This window comes from Acetobacterium sp., from assembly GCF_030652775.1.
GTDB lineage: Bacteria > Bacillota > Clostridia > Eubacteriales > Eubacteriaceae > Acetobacterium.
This window is the reverse complement of the sequence record NZ_JAUSPS010000097.1, coordinates 129,724-147,623: the sequence shown is the minus strand read 5'-3', so window position 1 is coordinate 147,623 and position 17,900 is coordinate 129,724. Positions and strand designations below refer to the sequence as shown.

The 17,900-nt window shown below is 45.0% G+C and carries 14 protein-coding genes and 3 riboswitches; of the genes, 4 read left to right on the top strand and 10 right to left on the bottom strand.

Features of this window, described 5'->3' with window-relative positions:
- Positions 1-63: 63 nt before the first annotated feature.
- From Q7J41_RS17655 to Q7J41_RS17635, 5 genes are all read right to left on the bottom strand, one after another.
- Entirely contained in the window at positions 64-783 is a 720-nt protein-coding gene (locus Q7J41_RS17655) for an amino acid ABC transporter ATP-binding protein (protein WP_304889777.1), read from the bottom strand.
- A gap of 9 nt (positions 784-792) precedes the next feature.
- A complete protein-coding gene (locus Q7J41_RS17650; protein WP_304889757.1) occupies positions 793-1,482 on the bottom strand; it encodes an amino acid ABC transporter permease in 690 nt (229 codons plus the stop codon).
- 174 nt (positions 1,483-1,656) lie between these two features.
- Complete coding sequence (locus Q7J41_RS17645; RefSeq protein ID WP_304889756.1) at positions 1,657-2,448, bottom strand: ABC transporter substrate-binding protein; 792 nt, start codon at positions 2,446-2,448, stop codon at positions 1,657-1,659.
- A gap of 493 nt (positions 2,449-2,941) precedes the next feature.
- Positions 2,942-3,817, bottom strand: coding sequence for a CPBP family intramembrane glutamic endopeptidase (locus Q7J41_RS17640; protein WP_304889755.1), 876 nt, complete (start codon positions 3,815-3,817; stop codon positions 2,942-2,944).
- Entirely contained in the window at positions 3,814-4,941 is a 1,128-nt protein-coding gene (locus Q7J41_RS17635; RefSeq protein WP_304889754.1) for a helix-turn-helix transcriptional regulator, read from the bottom strand. The genes Q7J41_RS17640 and Q7J41_RS17635 overlap by 4 nt, the downstream gene beginning before the upstream one ends.
- Positions 4,942-5,160: 219 nt before the next feature.
- Here Q7J41_RS17635 and Q7J41_RS17630 point away from each other — a divergent pair, with 219 nt between their 5' ends.
- The 3 genes from Q7J41_RS17630 (at position 5,161) to Q7J41_RS17620 (ending at position 8,991) form a co-directional block, all read left to right on the top strand.
- On the top strand, positions 5,161-5,484 hold the full coding sequence (locus Q7J41_RS17630; protein WP_304889753.1) for a cupin domain-containing protein: 324 nt from the start codon (positions 5,161-5,163) through the stop codon (positions 5,482-5,484).
- A 62-nt stretch (positions 5,485-5,546) separates the two neighbouring features.
- Positions 5,547-6,506, top strand: coding sequence for a D-2-hydroxyacid dehydrogenase (locus Q7J41_RS17625; protein ID WP_304889752.1), 960 nt, complete (start codon positions 5,547-5,549; stop codon positions 6,504-6,506).
- A 172-nt stretch (positions 6,507-6,678) separates the two neighbouring features.
- On the top strand, positions 6,679-8,991 hold the full coding sequence (locus tag Q7J41_RS17620) for a bifunctional diguanylate cyclase/phosphodiesterase (RefSeq protein WP_304889751.1): 2,313 nt from the start codon (positions 6,679-6,681) through the stop codon (positions 8,989-8,991).
- Between the two features lie 251 nt (positions 8,992-9,242).
- Here the strand turns inward: Q7J41_RS17620 and Q7J41_RS17615 are convergent, their stop codons facing one another.
- From Q7J41_RS17615 to Q7J41_RS17600, 4 genes are all read right to left on the bottom strand, one after another.
- Positions 9,243-11,780 (bottom strand): cation-translocating P-type ATPase, encoded by a 2,538-nt coding sequence (locus Q7J41_RS17615; RefSeq protein WP_304889750.1) that lies wholly within the window; start codon positions 11,778-11,780, stop codon positions 9,243-9,245.
- A 116-nt stretch (positions 11,781-11,896) separates the two neighbouring features.
- A riboswitch (NiCo riboswitch) is annotated at positions 11,897-11,991 on the bottom strand.
- A gap of 66 nt (positions 11,992-12,057) precedes the next feature.
- Positions 12,058-12,417: a fluoride efflux transporter CrcB gene (gene crcB, locus Q7J41_RS17610; RefSeq protein ID WP_304889749.1), complete on the bottom strand. Its 360-nt coding sequence runs from the start codon at positions 12,415-12,417 to the stop codon at positions 12,058-12,060.
- A 15-nt stretch (positions 12,418-12,432) separates the two neighbouring features.
- On the bottom strand, positions 12,433-12,867 hold the full coding sequence (locus Q7J41_RS17605) for a CrcB family protein (RefSeq protein WP_304889748.1): 435 nt from the start codon (positions 12,865-12,867) through the stop codon (positions 12,433-12,435).
- Positions 12,868-12,965: 98 nt separating this feature from the next.
- Positions 12,966-13,025: riboswitch (Fluoride riboswitch) on the bottom strand.
- 155 nt (positions 13,026-13,180) lie between these two features.
- Positions 13,181-14,053 carry a formate/nitrite transporter family protein gene (locus tag Q7J41_RS17600; RefSeq protein ID WP_304889747.1) on the bottom strand — a complete coding sequence of 291 codons (873 nt, stop codon included), beginning with the start codon at positions 14,051-14,053 and terminating at the stop codon, positions 13,181-13,183.
- A 316-nt stretch (positions 14,054-14,369) separates the two neighbouring features.
- Positions 14,370-14,486, bottom strand: a riboswitch (molybdenum cofactor riboswitch).
- A gap of 163 nt (positions 14,487-14,649) precedes the next feature.
- Here Q7J41_RS17600 and gshAB point away from each other — a divergent pair.
- Positions 14,650-15,639, top strand: a complete 990-nt coding sequence (gshAB, locus tag Q7J41_RS17595; RefSeq protein ID WP_304889746.1) for a bifunctional glutamate--cysteine ligase GshA/glutathione synthetase GshB — start codon at positions 14,650-14,652, stop codon at positions 15,637-15,639.
- Positions 15,640-15,945: 306 nt separating this feature from the next.
- On the opposite strand, the gene cooS is transcribed toward gshAB, so the two are convergent.
- Entirely contained in the window at positions 15,946-17,889 is a 1,944-nt protein-coding gene (gene cooS / locus Q7J41_RS17590) for an anaerobic carbon-monoxide dehydrogenase catalytic subunit (RefSeq protein ID WP_304889745.1), read from the bottom strand.
- Positions 17,890-17,900 lie beyond the last annotated feature (11 nt).

Sequence of the window (17,900 nt, the reverse complement as noted above, 5' to 3'; positions counted from 1 at the left end):
ATCAGGAAGTTCAAAAAAGATTGGTTTGAAGACTTGACCAATGAACACTGACAAAAAGGGAACCTAGACTAAAATTTGCCCCAGAAAGTTCTGCAGGCGTTCATTTTCCGGGCGATCAAAAATATCTTCCGGGGTTCCTTCTTCGGCAATCTGACCGTCATGAATAAAGATAACCCGATCCGCCACTTCTTTGGCAAAGCCCATTTCGTGGGTCACAATAATCATCGTTCGGCCTTCTTTGGCTAGGTCATTCATAACCCCCAGGACCTCGCCGACCAACTCCGGATCGAGAGCTGAGGTCGGTTCATCAAAAAGAATCACTTTCGGCTCCATCGCTAAAGAGCGGGCGATCGCTACCCGCTGCTGCTGTCCACCGGAAAGCATGGCGGGGTATTCGTCAGCCTTATCCAATAGGTTAACCTTTTCAAGCAGAGCCATGGCCAGATCCCGGGCTTCTTTCTTAGCCATTTTTTTAACCGTGATAGGGCCTTCCATCACGTTCTGAATGACCGTCATATGGGGAAAAAGGTTGAATCGCTGAAAGACCATACCCACTTTTTGGCGGATATTATTGATATCTTTTGACGTGACCAATTGGCCGTCAATGTAGATTTCACCCTCGTTTTTTTCTTCTAGGAAATTAATACAGCGCAGCAGCGTGCTTTTTCCCGATCCACTGGAGCCGATCAGGCAGACGACCTCGCTTTCGTCAACGGTTAAATCAATACCGCGTAAAACTTCCAGTTCGCCAAAATACTTGTGTAAATTTTTAATTTCGATCATACTCATTGTTTACCTCTCATTCACTTTCAACTTTTGTTCGACCATACTAAGAATTTTAGTCAGCCCCATGGTAATAATCAGATAGTAGACCCCGGCGGTGAAATAAATCGGGAAGACATTAAAGGTGGCGGCACCAAACTGTCGCGCCAGCAGCATGGTTTCGGTGATGGTGATAACACTAGCCAGGGAAGAGTCCTTGACGGCAATGATAAACTGATTTCCTAAAGCCGGAACCGAGCGCTTAAAGGCCTGGGGTAGCACGACTCGTTTCATCGCCTGCCATTTGGTCATACCCAGCGACCGGGCGGCTTCCCGCTGACCATAGTCGATCGATTCAATGGAACCCCGAAAAATTTCACTGATATAGGCACCATTATGGAGAGCCAGGGCAATAATCGCCGAGGGAAAACTGTCAATCATGATGCCCAGGCTAGGGAGTCCGTAAAAAATAAAATACAATTGGAGCAATAGCGGGGTTCCCCGGACGATGGTGATATAGACGTTCATGATTTTTTTTAACCACTTATATTTGGTCAGTTTTAAAACGGCTACCACCAGTCCGATGATCATCCCCAAGATGATGGAAAAGAATGCCAGCTGCAGGGTTAAGATCACGCCGGGAATAAACTTAGGCGCAAATTCGACCACGGTTTTAAAAAATTCAATACTATTGTTGGCCAGATTTATGATAGCATCCATGGGATACCTCCTGTTTTTTGAATAATCATAAAATGATGACATCCGTATCGTCTCTCTAAAAAAAATACGGATGTCACAGTTTTAGATTTGGTTTAAATTTAGATAATACTTGGTTAGCGTAAAAATGGTTTCAGGCAGTTCGGTTAAGACCCGGACTGCCTGAATAAAAAGCTTCTATTTTTCAAGAATATTCATACCAAACCAGCGATTGCTTATTTCGGCATAGGTGCCATCGGCAATAATGGCAGCCAGAGCCTTGTTGACGGCTTCCAGCAGCTCCGGGTCATCCTGACGGATAGCGATGGCGATGTTTTCGGTATAAAGCAGATCACCGACCGGCTCAATGGCAACCCCATAATCAATCGGAGCGCGAGCGCCAACGACCTTGCTGGTGACAAGCCCATCAGAACGGCCTTGATCGACACTTTTGAAATTATCCACATCACTCTGGAATTGAAGAATTTCAGCAATATTTTCCATCCCATCCAAATATTCATGGAAGGTGGTACCGGTGACAACCCCAACCTTGCCATTTTCCAGTTCGCTAATACTGTTTAATCCCGAACCGGCTTTGGCAAAAAATTGTGCGCCGTCATAGTAGTAGGGATCGGTGAAACTAACCTGTTTAAGCCGCTCTTCCGTAACTGCCATACTCCCGATGATCATATCAAAGCGATTCCCGGTCAGTCCGCCAATGATGCCATCCCATTCGACCGTAATGGGTTTGGCAGTAACCCCCATTTTTTTGGCGATGGCATGGGCGATTTCAATATCAAATCCGGTCAGCTCACCATTTTTATCGATATAGTTAAAGGGCGGATAAGCACCAGTCATGGCAAAGGTCATCTCACCAGTTTCGATAATCTTAGAATAGGTCGTTTCGTCAGCGGATGATCCGGAACACCCACTTAGAACACCGGCCAGCATCACACCTAAAACCATTATCATTAATTTTTTCTTTTTCATTTCTTCCTCCTGAATGTAAGTAGTAAATCTATATTAACCTGATTTTTATCCTTTCACAATTGTGTGATAATAATCAAGGAAAAGTAATATGTACCGAGTTCGTAGAGAAATCCAAACTACAAGGAAAAATCTATAAAAAAAGGGCACCCTAACTCTGAAAATACAGAGTTAGAGTGCCCTAGCTTCGCTATATAAATAACTCACAATATACCATTTGTGGCGAAATTGCCCAATAGTATAGTGTATGACCTCACGATCCTACACAAGCCCCAGTTCCATAAAAATGTTTTTTTATACAGATTTCATTTATTTATCATCCGGCTTACATATTTCCACGTTTCTTAACACGTAAATATGCTCACCAGAAAAACTACTCAAAGTATATACTTCACAACTTTATTGATTACATTATACCAAAGCTCTATCATTATGTCAACTTAAAATCATTATTACTAAAAAAATTAATAATAGCGGCTTACTTGGGGCTGCTTTTTTATTGTTTAACTGCGGTATTTTTACTGCCCACCCAAACAAAAGAAAGAATTCCCACAACGATCAGTCCGATGCCGCCGATAATCCCTGTGGGCAAAGGCCCGATGAAAGGGCTGGGGGTGCCCAGGGTAAACCAGATCGAAATAGCGGCAAATCCGTTAAGGGAGCCATGGGCGATGGATGCCGGCAAAAAGCTTTTGGTGCGAATGGCCAGAAATGAGAAAATGGAGCCAATAAACAAGCAGAAGAAAACCATTGCCAGGATGCCGCCCCAGGGAGCGGTGGGATAACCGGTGCCGTAATTATGCCCCATGGCAATGATCGGGGCATGCCATAGACCCCAGATGATCCCGGAAATAACAATCGATACTCGGGGGCTATACCTTTCCATCAGCTTTGGCAACAGATAACCGCGCCAGCCGATTTCTTCACCGGAGGTGGTGATGATGTTAAGCAGGGGGGCCAGGAAGATACCAAGCAACAACTGGCTCAGAAAAATCGTGAACAGGGTACCTTCTGGTAGGGTTATTCCCTGGGCGGCATAGATCCCGGCCATCTGACTCATAGTGGGGTCAAACTGGTTGGGGAACAACAGAAAATAAATTAGCGCACCCAAAGCAATCAGCAGCGCCGGGCCAAACCAGGCCGCCAGATAATAACGGACATTGCCTTTGAAATGGGGCTTCAGTCCAAAGTCCTTAAACCCTTCCTTGGTAATCAGCCGGGTGGCCACCACCGCAAGAGCAGGCATCAGCATCACTGCTGAAAGGACAAAAATGGCGTAGCTGCTGGACAGCCCACCATTGGCCATTAAGGCGAATTCCAGGGTCCAGGTCAGAAAAAAAGCTAATCCTAAAAAAAATCCAATTCGTTTCATTGATTGTCTCCTTTGTTGTTTAAATGTGTTTCTAATTGTGTTATCAGATCCTTAAAGCGGCGATCCCCTTTAATAAAGTCAAACTGGGGGTTAGCCACCAGGCCATCCAGCATGCTTTGTTTGATGACCTCTTCGCTCCGGGGTGCACCCACCCCCAGGTCGAAATCCTCAAACCAGGGCTGGATGGCGTCAAAATAGTCGTCACCATGGAGGGAGTAGGGGAAAAAGTCAGAAACGCAGACCTCAGTATAGTCAGCCAGATAAGCCAGGGTGGTGTCGGTATCCTGATGGCTGGCATAGACCTGAGCGGCGGCGTAATAAACCTGGGCCATGGTATTGGGATGGAGGGCATTCAGATCGTAGAGTGCGGCCACCCCCAGGGTTCGGGTCAGAATCATTTCCACCCGGTTGAGATCACCGGCATTTAGCATCAGATAGGCTGAAGCCGTGGAAACCAGAAATAGCAGATGCTGATACATGCTGATCTGCAACACCTGTCTGGCCTTATCCGGGTTACCCGCCATCTGATAGGCCTGAGCCAGCATTTCCGTATCAGTGGGGAAGGGGCGGACAGTTTCACCTACCAATTCCATGACCTGATCAGGTTGGTTCAGCATCAGATAGCAGATGCCCTCAACCGCTATCACATCCCGGGTCAGGTTCCGGTCATCGCTTTCGGCTCTGATCCGCTGGCAAAGCGTGACCGCCTTTTCCAGCATTGCCTTGGCGGCTGCCGGGTCAGTCGCCAGCATATGATGGTTGGCCAAGAGTACGGCCATTTGCAACAGCAAGGGAAAACAGGAGTAGTATTTTTTAATAATAGTTTCGCATTCGGCCAGTACTTCAGCAACCGGTTTAGCGGCAAAATCATCAGCCAACCGATGATACAGAGTTTTGATATCCACTGGGGTCAGCTGAGGTGAATAACCCATCAGATCATCGATGCTGATATTGAAATAGGCGCTAAGCTGGGGGAGAAAGGTAATATCCGGATAACTCTGGCCAGTTTCCCATTTGGAAACAGAGGCCTTGGAAACCCCAATATAAGCGGCCAAATCTTCCTGAGTCAGACCCTTTTCGCGGCGTTTGGCGACAATAATTTTACCAATATTGATTTCTTTCATTTGATCACCTCACTCTGATTATAGAACCTTTCACAAAAAAGTTCAATGGATTTGCGGTTGATTCTGGTTGATGAAATCAACCAATAGGTGATTTTATTATGATACATAAAAAATAAGATATTAATAATCAGGGTCTTTTAAATCGATCAAAATGGGGTATAAAACTAACATCGTATTATCAGAATGATTGCAGGAGCGAATAGAAAAGGAGAAATCAAAATGGTTGAGCAGATATTTAAACTAACGGCTGGCAATGACAAGGTGGTTGAAAAGGTGATTCTCGATGAAAATCTTCATTATATGCATGCGATTATTAATCAGAGTGATGGGTTTCCTGAGCATTATACCAATGCGGTGGTCTATATGACCGTAGTTCGGGGGATCGTTTCACTACAGCTGGATGATCAGGATTATTATGCCTATCCGGAGTGGACGGTGTTAAAAATCCCCTCCAATACTAAAATGGTTCTCAATAACTTCAATCCGGAAACTCTGGAGTTGATTCTGATTAAGGCTCCGCCACCGGATGTGCTGCCAGAGTAAAGAAAGAAATTAGGAAAAATGAAAAGAATAAACTCAAATTTACACAGAAACAGGTGACAGAAATGAAGATTGTCGTTTTGGATGGATATACACTAAATCCCGGAGATCTAAGCTGGGATAGTCTGAAAAAAATGGGAACGGTGACGGTTTATGACCGAACCGCAGAAGCCGATGTAGCCCAGCGGATTGGTGATGCCGAGATCGTTATGACCAACAAAACCCTGATTACAAAAGAAACCCTGGGGATCTGCACGCAGCTTAAATACATCGGGGTGCTGGCAACTGGTTACAATGTGGTGGATGTGGCGGCGGCAAAAGAACAGGGTATCACCGTCACCAATATTCCCAGCTATGGCACCGATGCGGTGTCTCAGTTTGCCATTGCCCTGCTGCTGGAATTGTGCCACCGGATTGGCGATCATGCCCAGTCAGTGATGGCCGGTGATTGGAACAATAACCCGGACTGGTGTTACTGGAATTATCCACTGATTGAACTGGCCGGAAAAACCATGGGGATCATCGGCTTTGGAAAAATCGGCCAGCGCACTGGTCACATTGCCCAAGCCATGGGGATGAAGGTGTTGGCCAATGATGTTACTAAATACCCGGAGCTGGAATCGGAGACGTGCCACTACGTGAGTCTCGATGAATTGTATCAAGGAGCGGATGTTATTGTTCTGCACGTGCCACTTTTTTCATATACCCGGGAGATGATCAATGCCGCAAGTATCGTTAAAATGAAAGATGGCGTACTGATTATCAATAACTCCCGGGGCCAGCTGATAGCTGAAAAAGATCTCAGCGATGCCCTTAACAGCGGCAAGGTCGGGGGCGCAGCGGTGGATGTGGTCTCCACTGAGCCGATCAAACTGAACAACCCGTTGCTGCAGGCCAAAAACATCATTATTACCCCCCATATTTCCTGGGCACCCCAGGAAAGCCGACAGCGGCTGATGGACATTGCAGTGGATAATCTGATCCATTTTATTAATGGGGTTGTCCGCAATCAGGTTAATAGTTAAAATTTTTAACCAAATAAGAAGGCGTCGTTTTGTTAAATACAAACGACGCCTGATTTTTGGGAAGGTGGAATGAATAATAGTGTTAAGAAAAATATTTTCGTGCTATAATTCAACTATTAGTTAAAACGCATCATTTTCAGTTTGATTGACTAAACGATAAGGATAAACGCTAATGGACAGAGAAAAAATAAAAAAAAATTTCGGAAAATTGATATTTCGGAAAATCGATGTCAACGATGATACTCACGGTATTAAATTCTGGAAAAATAGAATCTTTTCACTGCTTTCTTTTTCACTTGTTTTTTTATTCGGACCGATCCTTATTTATGGGGCATATTTGTTCTATACGGGTGGGAATACACTGCTTGCCATTATTGAGGCTTCGATCTTTGGCGTCATTTTATATGCAGTCAGCAAAAAGAAAATGAGGATCGCCACGAGAAAGTATATTGTTATTATCAGCATCTACGTGATCAGCATCATTTTGCTGATTTATACGGGCCCCGTGGGTGCGGGGATGATCAGTGTTATCTTTTCCTTTGTGCTGGCGGTATCATTATTGAATAAGCAACAGAATAAGGTCTTTTTTGCCATTAATCTGGTGACTTTCTTTGTTTTGACGGTGATGTTCCTGGCTGGTATTTTGAAAGGCTTGCCGATTGAAATGTATGGCGATTTCTGGCTGGTCAATGCGATCACCGCTCAGATCATAATTATCGTTTTGGTATTTTTATACAATATGATTTATGAAGGTCTGGAAAACCAGACACAGGAAATCCTGGACTCCAGGACATCGCTGGCGGCTAGTGAAGAAAAATATCGATTGTTGGCTGATACGATGGCCGATGTAATCTGGGTATTCAACGTGGATTTGGGGAAATTTGTCTATATCAGTCCATCCATCCAGGATCTGCGAGGGTATACGGTAGAAGAAGCGATGATGGAAAACTTTGTTGATAAATTGGCTTTTAACAGTGCCCCTAAATTTAGGGAAGAAATTTCCATAAGGAAAAAAGAGTTTATCGCTGAACCGGATATTTCCAAGACCTATATCTATGAGATCCAGCAGCCGTGTAAAAATGGCGCAACCATCTGGGTGGAGACCGCATCCCGATTTCGTTATAACGCCCAGAGTGAGATCGAAATTGTCAGTTCGAGCCGGAATATTAATGAACGAAAGATGAAAGAAGAACAAATCCGTTATATTGATTTCCATGATCCGCTGACAGGGTTGTTAAACCGAAAAGCGCTGAGGCAGAAGTTTCTCGATGGGAAAGCGGATAAACGACAAAAGTCAGTGATTATCATCAATATTGATAATTTCCGGATTATCAATGATGCCCTGGGACATCAGGAAGGGGACGATGTTCTTCTGGACATGGCGACCAGAATTTTAAAAAGTGTTGGCAGTAATGGTTTAGTTTATCGATATGGCGGGGATGAGTTTGTAATTATCGTTGAGTCCAGTGATTATCTGTTTGTTCACGGGCTGGCATTACAGGTGCTAAAGGCAATTTCAACCCAATTTATGGTAGTAAAACGGCTTTTCTATTTAACCGCCAGCATTGGCATCGGAATTGGATCAGAACCAGAAGACTTGGAACAAACCGTCAAAAATGCAGATACCGCATTATATGTGGCCAAAAAAGAAAAAAATAAAATTGTTAGATACATTCCTGAAATGGATCAAACTCGAACCAGGGAAGCAATTCTGGAAAAAGATTTGAAGATAGCCCTTGAAAAGAGTGAATTTGAACTTCATTATCAGCCCATCTATGATATCAATAGCGGGATCATTAATCATGCTGAAGCGCTGCTCAGATGGGATCATCCCTATCTGGGGAGGATTTCACCCCTTGATTTTATCCCGATTGCTGAAAAAACAAAACTCATTATTCCCATCACCGATTGGGTCATCGGGGAAGTGTGTGAAAAAATCAAACAGTGGCAAAAAGCTGGGATGTGTGATATGACTGTCAGCATTAATGTTTCACTTTTGTCATTTGAAAACCGCGGTGCTGAACTGACGGAGTCGGTTTCTGGCGGTATTCGGGAAGCGGGCATCGAACCCACCTGCATTAAACTTGAAATAACTGAAAGCATTTTGATTCGAGATACCGACGAACTGGTCAAAGTTTTTTATGAATTAAAAGAAATTGGCGTTAAACTGGCGCTGGATGATTTTGGAACCGGTTATTCTTCCTTTGGCTGCATGAAAGATCTGCCCCTGGATATTATTAAATTGGATCGGTCGCTGATCAGTAATATGGTAACCGATGAGCGGGAGCAAATGATTGCAGAATCGATGATTACGATAATTCATGGTCTTGGCATTCAGGTTGTTGCCGAGGGTGTCGAGACAGCGGAACAACTGGAATTCCTGAAAAAATTCGGTTGTGATTTTATCCAGGGATATCTTTTCAGTCGTCCGCTATCAGCAGATGATTTTGTGAAATATTATTTTGCAATGAATAAAATGACGTAATCAAGAATTTTTTCTTCAGATTGAAAATCAACATGGGTTCTCTTGTCAAAGGTTGATTTCAGCCAGCTTAACAGAACCGTTATTTAAAAAAGCAATCGAAAAAACAGTCAGGAATCACTTGTGATTCCTGACTGTTTTGGTTTTATCAACAGTTGCGAAAACATAAAAAATAATCAATATAGGATCATTAAACAATTGATTTACAGCGATTGTATGGATGTTCGCAGATATTCTTTGCGGTCATAATCCGGTTAAATAGAAACCTGATCCGATTTTTTTAGTATTTTTATCAGTTTCACCAATTCATACCACAAAACCGAGATGCCAGCAATGGCAAAGACGATCAGGAATTGACTGACGGTGAGAGGGGCAAATTTCAAAAACGCATTCAGCGGTGTATATAGAATAATAAAGAGCCCAGCCACAGTTCCGATGTTGACAATCCACATAACCTTATCTTTAGCCAGCCGTTTCATGGATTGGAAGGCAAAATCATGATCCGAGCTGTTAACCTGAACCAGGAAGAGATTGGCCAGCATAATGACTGCAAAACCCATGGTACGAGCCAGCTCCGGGTTGTCCGGATGTTGCCCCAGCATATAGAGATAGGTGCCAAATGAGGCCGCAAAAAGCACCACACCCTGGGTGACGCTTTTTAACAGGATTTTGGCATTGAGAAGCTTTTCTTTGGGATTTCGGGGCGGTCGCTCCATAATATCAGTTTCGGCGGGCTGCCGTTCGAGCACGATCGAACAGGTCGGATCAATGATCAACTCCAGCAATACCACATGAAGGGGCAATAACAGCAGGCTGCCCGGGGAAATACCCATCAGCGGTGCCAGCAAAGCGGCGAAGGCAATGGGAATATGAATGGTAAACACGTAACCCACCGCTTTGCGGATATTGTCAAATATACGACGGCCGTCTTGAACCGTGTCAACAATGGTTGAGAAATTGTCGTCCATCAAAATAAGATCAGCGGCCTCCCGGGACACTTCCGAACCCCGTTTGCCCATGGCAATCCCGATATCTGCATATTTTAGAGCCGGAGCATCATTGACGCCGTCGCCAGTCATGGCCACAATTTCGCCGTTTTCTTTAAAGGCTTTGACTATCCGCATCTTATGTTCAGGTACCACCCGGGAAAAAATGCTGACATCCTTGACCTTTTCACGGAGTTCTTCGTCAGTCATTTCGCTCAGCATGTCGCCGGTGATGATGTGATCGGAATGGGGCATGCCGATTTTTTTGGCAATGCTGGCAGCAGTGATGCCGTTGTCCCCGGTTATCATCACCACTCGAATGCCGGCCTGATTACACATGGCAATATCTTTTTTCACCGATTCTCGGGGCGGATCAGCCAGACCGACCAGACCGCATAAGGTCAGCTGACAATCCTCAATGTTTTGGGGAATATCGGCTTTGGTTTGGGGTTTCATCAGTCCAACAGCAATCACGCGTAAGCCCTGTTCGGACATGGCCAGGATTTTTGCATCGACGATTGCTCGCTGATCGGGAGAAAGGTCGGAGATCGTCAGAATCCGTTCTGGGGAGCCCTTTGCCGCAATGATAATTTCGTCATCGTGAAACCAGACATGTCCCATCATTTTCAGCTCATTGGTAAAGGCATATTCGGTGATGAGTTCACCGCCAAAGAGGTGGTCTCTTGAAAAACCCGATTTGTCACAGTGGTTGAGCATGGCTTTTTCCATCGGATCGTAGGCATCGGTTTCGCAGCCAAGACCCATAGTTTCGCATAGCGTATCAACATCGCCGTCGAGCGCCCAGGTGTCCTGAACAGTCATCTGGTTCATGGTGATAGTACCGGTTTTATCGACACAGAGCACCGATACCGCACCCAGGGTTTCAACTGAAGGCAGTTTACGAACCAGGGATTTTTTCTTGGCCAGACGCCAGGCGCCCATGGAAAGAAAGACGGTGAGAATGACCGGGAATTCTTCGGGTATCATGGCCATGGCCAGGGTGATCCCTGACAAGATACTTTCGGTGAGCCGGTCACCCAGGGCATGGTCGGGAATATTGATATAGGTAACTACCCCAACCAAGGCACACAAGACTGCGGCAAGACCGGCGCAGAGTTTCACCAAGCTGCCGGTTTGCTTCTGGAGCGGCGTGGGCTCATCCGGAGCTGATGCCACATCGATACCGATTTTTCCATATTCGGTGGATGGACCGATTTTATCAATCTCAACCAAAGCGGTCCCCTGGGTCACCAAGGTGCCACCATAACAATAGTCTTTACGCCAATGATCGGTTGACGGTTCGACATTTTCAGTGGCGATTTTCCAGACCCCTTCGGCTTCGCCAGTCAGGGATGATTCATCGACACAACAATCATTGCAACGGATCACGATGCCGTCGGCGGGAATTTTCACTCCCTCATAAATCATCATCAGATCGCCGGGAACCAGATCGACACTGGCAATGGTGACTTCCTGACCATCCCGAATGACTTTGATATGGGGCGCGGATAAATCTTTCAGGGCATTGAGGGTTTTGTCGGTTTTCCATTCCTGAATCACATCAATACTGATGATGCCGATGACAAAGATCAGCATAATGGCACCGTCCCGGGGTTCGCCCAGAATAAAATAGATGGCGGCGGCCACTAGCAGCAGCACGAACATCGGCTCACTGATGATGTGCAGCACCTTGTGAAAAAAGCTTTCTTTTTTCTGGGGTGCCAATTCGTTTTTTCCAAATTGCTCTTGCCGTAGGCTCGCTTCTTTGGTGGTCAGCCCCATTGGGCTGGTTGAGTTTTCGATCATAATAGTCCTCCATTTTCTGTTTTTGCATGTACTAAAATATATTCTCAGCACGCAGCTAATGGCTAAAACCAGCATATCTGTTCTCAAAAGGGTATAAAAAAACACCTGTGAGAACGTTCTGTCCCACAGATGCGAAAATTCAAATCTGTTGCCGTCGTGACGGCCCGGCTCCATGAGCATAAATGGTCATGGCCTGATCAGGTTGTACTGTAGATTAATATGCAGTGCAAAGAGATACTTTAATTTTAAGGCCGGTAGATTCATTTGTCAAGCATATTTAGCCAATTATTGCTCCTGAAATCATGAATCCCCCATAAAAAGCCAGAAAACTCAAGACCAGCGTAGCCAGCATATAGACAATAGCACTGAGAATCCGGTTATTTTGGAGCAGTACAAAATCTTCAAACATAAAGGTAGAAAAGGTGGTATAGGCTCCCAGAAAGCCTTCGGCAAATAAACCATATAGCAGGGTTGAGACATCAAAACTGGTGACGACACCTAAAAGAAAGGCACCGGAGACATTAATGACAAAGGTTCCAACCGGGATGTGCTTGTGCCGGGAGGCAAAACGTTTGCCCAGATAATAACGGGTGGTGCTGCCTAAAGCACCGCCGACAATGACGCATAAAGTTTCCATGAACTATTTTCCTTATTAATAATCGATGCTAAATCGAGCCACCAAATTTTTGCCAACCGGATGCAAAATATGATGGCCGATCAGATGACCCAGGTAAACAGCGCCGACGCCCAGGGTAACGGAGGCCGCCACATAGTAACAAAAAAAACGGAGATAGCCAGCATCCAGAATCGTCAGACTTTCTTTGCAAAAGGTTGAGTAGGTGGTAAAGGCGCCCAATAGTCCGGCCGTGAGTCCCAGCTTGACATCGGTGCTGATTCGTTCGGTTTTAGAGAAAATGGCATTGAGCATCCCCAGCAACAGGCAACCAATCAGGTTGATGACAAGAATGGTCAAGGCCAGATTGATGAGCTGATCGGCAGATTGAAAAAGGGTGGGAGCGCTTTTGATTTCGAATCGCAACAGCGCACCAACAGCGCCGCCGGCTGCGATAAAGTAATATTTTTTCATGACAGTCCTCCTGACTTAAGGGCAAAAAATAGTTTGACATGAAGGGTTTAGGGTATGATTTGGTTATTTCAGACAATAAAAAACCTGCAGCATTGAAAAATCCTGCAGGAGTCATCAGCTGGTTAGCAATTCAGGTGAACTCCATCACCTTGTATGAAATAATGTTATCATGTCGCAATAATTGTGTCAATCAAACGTGGAACTGTAATCGAAATCAGAATTAATAAAAAAGATAAAAAAGCCCGAACATCGTGAGAAAAAAATCAGATGTCGGACTTTACTAAGCGTTTGTGTTAGGATATTTTGATTGTTATCAGTGTTTAAGTTCTTCTTTTTTGCCAAAGTCAGATTTATAGACAAACCAGTAGTAAGCAGCAACCAGCAGGCCACCGCCGACTGCATTGCCCAAGGTCACTGGCAGTTCGTTGTTTAGAAAAAAGGAAGTCCAGTTGAGAGCATCCAGTTTTTCTGGGGTGACACCATGGGCTAGGGCAACTTCAACCCATTTTGGATTGGCTTTGGCTAATATCCCGGCGGGAATATAATACATGTTAGCCACACTATGTTCAAAACCAGAGGTGATGAACAACCAGATAGGAAAAAAGATGGCCAGAATCTTGCCGGTTATGTCTTTAGCAGCAAAGGCCATCCAGACTGCTAGACAGACCAGCCAGTTACACATAAGCCCCAAGAAGAAAGCTGACATGAAAGGTAAGGTAACTTTGCCGACGGCGATTTTGATGGTCATGGCGCCCAGCAGGTTGTCACCGCTGTTGAATAGACCGCTCTGGCTCATCATATAGGCCAGAAATACGCCGCCGACGAGGTTGCCGATCCACACCAGTCCCCAGTTAACGAGCATTTGAGAAAGACGGACTTTCTTGTCCAATACGGCGGCAGTGATCAGGGTCTGACCAGTGAACATTTCCGCACCAGCAATGATAACCAGCATCAGTCCAGTACCGAATATTGCTCCGGCAAGGCATTTGCCAAGACCATAAGTCCCTGGATCTGCCAGTAGATTGAAAGCGGCCATATTGGAACCTTCTGATGCAAAGCCGATAAAAACACCGGCCAGTATTGCCAGCATGAATTCTTTTAAATAGGGGGTTGAGACTTTTTTTATCCCCGCACCAATGGCAACGTCAACAATTTCCGATGGTGCAAAATATTTTTTGGTTTCCATATTTCCTCCAAAGTTTTTATTCTTTCATGATTTCCGATGATCTGAATCGTGGATAGAATAAACGGTGTTAAGAAGAGTCTGATGCTAATGTGATTGAGTCCATTAATTGAAACCTCCTTTCATCTGATGGTGCATAACAAGTCGGGGAAGCCACTTCCCCCGGAATCATTAAAACAAAAATAAAAAGAAGACCAGTTGGTCTTCTTAAATTAACGCAATCAAATCATAGCAAGCCGAAGCAAAATAAGCATACTGAAATAGAATAAAGCATACCAAATCAAAACAAGTATGCTAAATAAATCAGAATATTGCTTTGTGATTTGAAGAATTAACCCCTTCCCAACGTGGAGGCGCAAACGTTTCCATCTACACCCTATCGGCCTGATCCCATAGCAATGCTTTAGGTAATCAAGGCTCGGAGCTATCTTTCTATTTAGTTAAATAATTCACAAGCTAATTCTATACTGATGTTGCAAAAATGTCAACAAAAATTGGATACTTTATTCAAAACAGACTGTTATCAATCGTTAAAACTGCTATAATAAAGAATCAAGACTTTATAGCCAGAGCTGCGGCGATAAAAAGGGAGAAGAGTGATGTTTGAAAAAAATGATAAAAAACTGGAATTGTCAACGGCGATGCTGATTAATGCGGCCGAGCACAGAGGGATTGCGGTTGAGATCCTGGATGCTGAAGACAATTTTATCCGGCTTAAAAAAGGCGATAAAATAGAGTATGTCAAACAGGCGACCCGGACATCAGCCGACACCTATATCGCACCGCTGATTATGGAGAATAAAGAAGTCACCAAGCTGGTGTTGCGTGAAAAGGGCATCAACGTGCCGGCCGGGATTAAGGTCAAATCGGCAGCCGAAGCGATGGTGTATTATGAAGAATTTCGGGGCAAAGATATTGTGGTGAAGCCCAAATCCTCGAACTTTGGGCTGGGGATTGTGATTCATAAGAATCTCCAGTGTGAAAGTTGCTACCAGATGGCAGTAATCCAGGCTTTCACTCATGATACCGCGGTGCTGATTGAAGAATTCATACCCGGCAAGGAGTATCGCTTTCTGGTTATCGGCGATGAGGTAGTGGGGATTCTTCATCGGGTTCCGGCCAATGTGGTGGGCGATGGGGTGCATACCATCGAAGCACTGGTAGCTGAGAAAAACCTGAATCCGCTGCGGGGTAAGGGCTATGTCACACCATTGGAGAAGCTGCGGTTGGACCACACTGAAATTGCCTTTCTCAGCGAGCAGTCTAAATCGATCGAGACCATTCCCGGCCCTGGCGAAACCGTCTATCTGCGGGAAAATTCCAACATCAGTACCGGCGGTGACAGCCTTGATTTTACCGATGAGATCATCGCTGCGTACAAAGCCATTGCTGTTAAAGCTGCGCAAGCGGTGGGCGCCAAAATCTGTGGCGCGGATATCATTATCCATGATATTCAAGAACCCCCCACTGACAACAATTACAGCATCATCGAACTGAACTTCAACCCGGCCCTGCATATTCATAATTATCCCTTTGTTGGCAAGAACCGCCATGTCGATGACAAGGTGCTGGATCTGCTGGGATTTTAAATGAATCTAAAAGTAAACTGCAGAATTCTAGATAACCGGTAAAACAGAATAAAATTGAGGAAATCCGTGGCCTGATCATGAACTGATAGGCCACGGCATTTTTTAACTTCTATAATGATATAGGGTGCGTTTTTTACCTGGATTATTGTTGTTTTCTTTTACAACTGCTACAGATTTTAAGGGACTGTAATTCTTCTTCAGAAATATCCGGTATTCTTTTTTTGATATAGTCCATTTTTATTGGCTTGATTTTACGACCACATACAGGACAGCTATCAATTTTGTTATAATCATCCTTAGAAATATTCAAGAAAGCACCTCGATATTGTTTGCGGAATCCAAACTGGAGTCCAGATTCAGACCCAGTCTTTTTTCTTCAATGATACTGATGATTTTGTCAGCCGCTTCTTCGGGATCTTCTTCAACCATGAAGTAACCGTCAACGATATTTTTTAATTCTGAGGTTAACACATTGGTTACCAGACTGCTTCCAGTAACAGGAGGCGCCAGCCCAACATGAAGAGGAATTCCCAGGGTGACCACCCAGGATCCGATGGAAATTGATTTTTCACTCATGAGCTCTGGTGCTGAGGCCACCAAAGGCAATTGATTTAAATCGACGCCCAAACGATTGGCAATCGCCACGGCCAGATCAACGCTTCGGACATTGTCAACGCAGGACCCCATGTGTAAAACTGGCGGTAAGGGGGCATTTAAACCGGCTTCAAAGCCCAGAAAGGTTAGAACCTCTTTTAAGGTGTCACCGGCATAAGCTTCAGTTGCTTCGGAATTCATCAGCGCATTTTTGGCAAAAGCCCCAGCACCGCAGCCGGTTGCCAAGATTAAAATATTATGCTTCAGTAATTTCTGGGCCATGGTAACAAAATTATGATCCTGTTTGACTTTAACATTGTTGCATCCGGCAAAAAGGACAATGCCTCTGATCTTGCCATTGACAATATTTTCGATCAGCGGGCTTAGCGGATCTTCACTGTTGATTGAACCCAGCAGATCAATAATGGCTTCGGCACTGAAACCGGCGATGACCTTATTTTTTTCCGCCGGGATGGAAAGCCGATCATCATCTCTGTTCTTATAGGCATCGATTGCTTTTCGGATAATCAATTCAGCCTTTTTCAAACTGTCGCCACTGCCCAATTCAATATGGGTTACACCGGCAATTTTAGCATCGGGCATGGTTGTAATGAGCTCGGTATGATAGCAAGCAGATACCTTGGCGAGTGATGGCATTATACATTGGACATCAACAATCATGGCATCTAAAGCACCGGTTATTATTGCCAGTTCCTGGGACAGATAATTTGTGGCAAGGGGGATTCCGTGTCTGAGCAGAACTTCATTGCCGGTACAGCAAACGCCGACAATATTGATGCCATAGGTGGCGCCGGCTGCGACAGCTTCCGCCTGCATTTTATAGGCAACGTCGACGATGATTTCACTCAACAGGGGATTGTGACCATGGATGGCGATATTGACAGCATCTTTTCGGAGGACCCCCAGACTGGCCTGGCTAACCACCGGTTGCGGGGTTCCGAACAGAACGTCAGAAAGATTGGTCGCAACCTGCATCCCCGAATAATCGGCCAATGCACAGCGGAGACCGGCAAGCAAGATATTTACCGCATCAGCATCGGTTCCCACATGAGTTCGGGCCATGATATCACTGATGGAGCCATCAATATTACTGGTGGTGATGCCAAGTTTTTTTAATTTTTCCAGTCTGGCATCGGGAATCGTGTATTTAAGCCAGTTACAGATTTCTTCATCATCCATGCGACTGTAATCCATCAGGCTGCTGGCCGCCACAACGCCAGCCAGAGGGATTAAATCATTGCCATCGGTTTCGATGTTTAACTTTTGAGCAATGCTGCGCAGCTTGATCGCATCTTTGACCGAATAGATAGCGGTCTCGCCCCTAGCGACATGCATCAAGGTTTTGGCCACTTCTTTGCCATGAAGCGAGTGGGCTGCTGTACCGGAAGCAATCATTCTGACCAGGTTTCTGGCAACGATAGTATCCGCTGAGGCGCCGCAGATACCGACACTGCGTTTTTTACTAAAGGGGTTGATCCGGCAGGGACCTTTCATGCAAATCCGGCAGCAGATGCCTTGTTCACCAAAGCCACACAGGGGTTTCATCTTTTCGTATCGTTGCCATACTAAATCTATTTTTTCGCTTTCAGCTTTTTCAATCAGACTCTGGTCGGAACAGTTATAACAATCATTCATAAATTTTCTCC

What these genes read in the sequence shown, in the direction of transcription:
- Q7J41_RS17655 (WP_304889777.1), bottom strand. Translation starts at nt 783, where the DNA reads ATGATCGAAATTAAAAATTTACACAAGTATTTTGGCGAACTGGAAGTT.
- Q7J41_RS17650 (WP_304889757.1), bottom strand. Translation starts at nt 1,482, where the DNA reads ATGGATGCTATCATAAATCTGGCCAACAATAGTATTGAATTTTTTAAA.
- Q7J41_RS17645 (WP_304889756.1), bottom strand. Translation starts at nt 2,448, where the DNA reads ATGAAAAAGAAAAAATTAATGATAATGGTTTTAGGTGTGATGCTGGCC.
- Q7J41_RS17640 (WP_304889755.1), bottom strand. Translation starts at nt 3,817, where the DNA reads ATGAAACGAATTGGATTTTTTTTAGGATTAGCTTTTTTTCTGACCTGG.
- Q7J41_RS17635 (WP_304889754.1), bottom strand. Translation starts at nt 4,941, where the DNA reads ATGAAAGAAATCAATATTGGTAAAATTATTGTCGCCAAACGCCGCGAA.
- Q7J41_RS17630 (WP_304889753.1), top strand. Translation starts at nt 5,161, where the DNA reads ATGGTTGAGCAGATATTTAAACTAACGGCTGGCAATGACAAGGTGGTT.
- Q7J41_RS17625 (WP_304889752.1), top strand. Translation starts at nt 5,547, where the DNA reads ATGAAGATTGTCGTTTTGGATGGATATACACTAAATCCCGGAGATCTA.
- Q7J41_RS17620 (WP_304889751.1), top strand. Translation starts at nt 6,679, where the DNA reads ATGGACAGAGAAAAAATAAAAAAAAATTTCGGAAAATTGATATTTCGG.
- Q7J41_RS17615 (WP_304889750.1), bottom strand. Translation starts at nt 11,780, where the DNA reads ATGATCGAAAACTCAACCAGCCCAATGGGGCTGACCACCAAAGAAGCG.
- crcB (WP_304889749.1), bottom strand. Translation starts at nt 12,417, where the DNA reads ATGGAAACTTTATGCGTCATTGTCGGCGGTGCTTTAGGCAGCACCACC.
- Q7J41_RS17605 (WP_304889748.1), bottom strand. Translation starts at nt 12,867, where the DNA reads ATGAAAAAATATTACTTTATCGCAGCCGGCGGCGCTGTTGGTGCGCTG.
- Q7J41_RS17600 (WP_304889747.1), bottom strand. Translation starts at nt 14,053, where the DNA reads ATGGAAACCAAAAAATATTTTGCACCATCGGAAATTGTTGACGTTGCC.
- gshAB (WP_304889746.1), top strand. Translation starts at nt 14,650, where the DNA reads ATGTTTGAAAAAAATGATAAAAAACTGGAATTGTCAACGGCGATGCTG.
- cooS (WP_304889745.1), bottom strand. Translation starts at nt 17,889, where the DNA reads ATGAATGATTGTTATAACTGTTCCGACCAGAGTCTGATTGAAAAAGCT.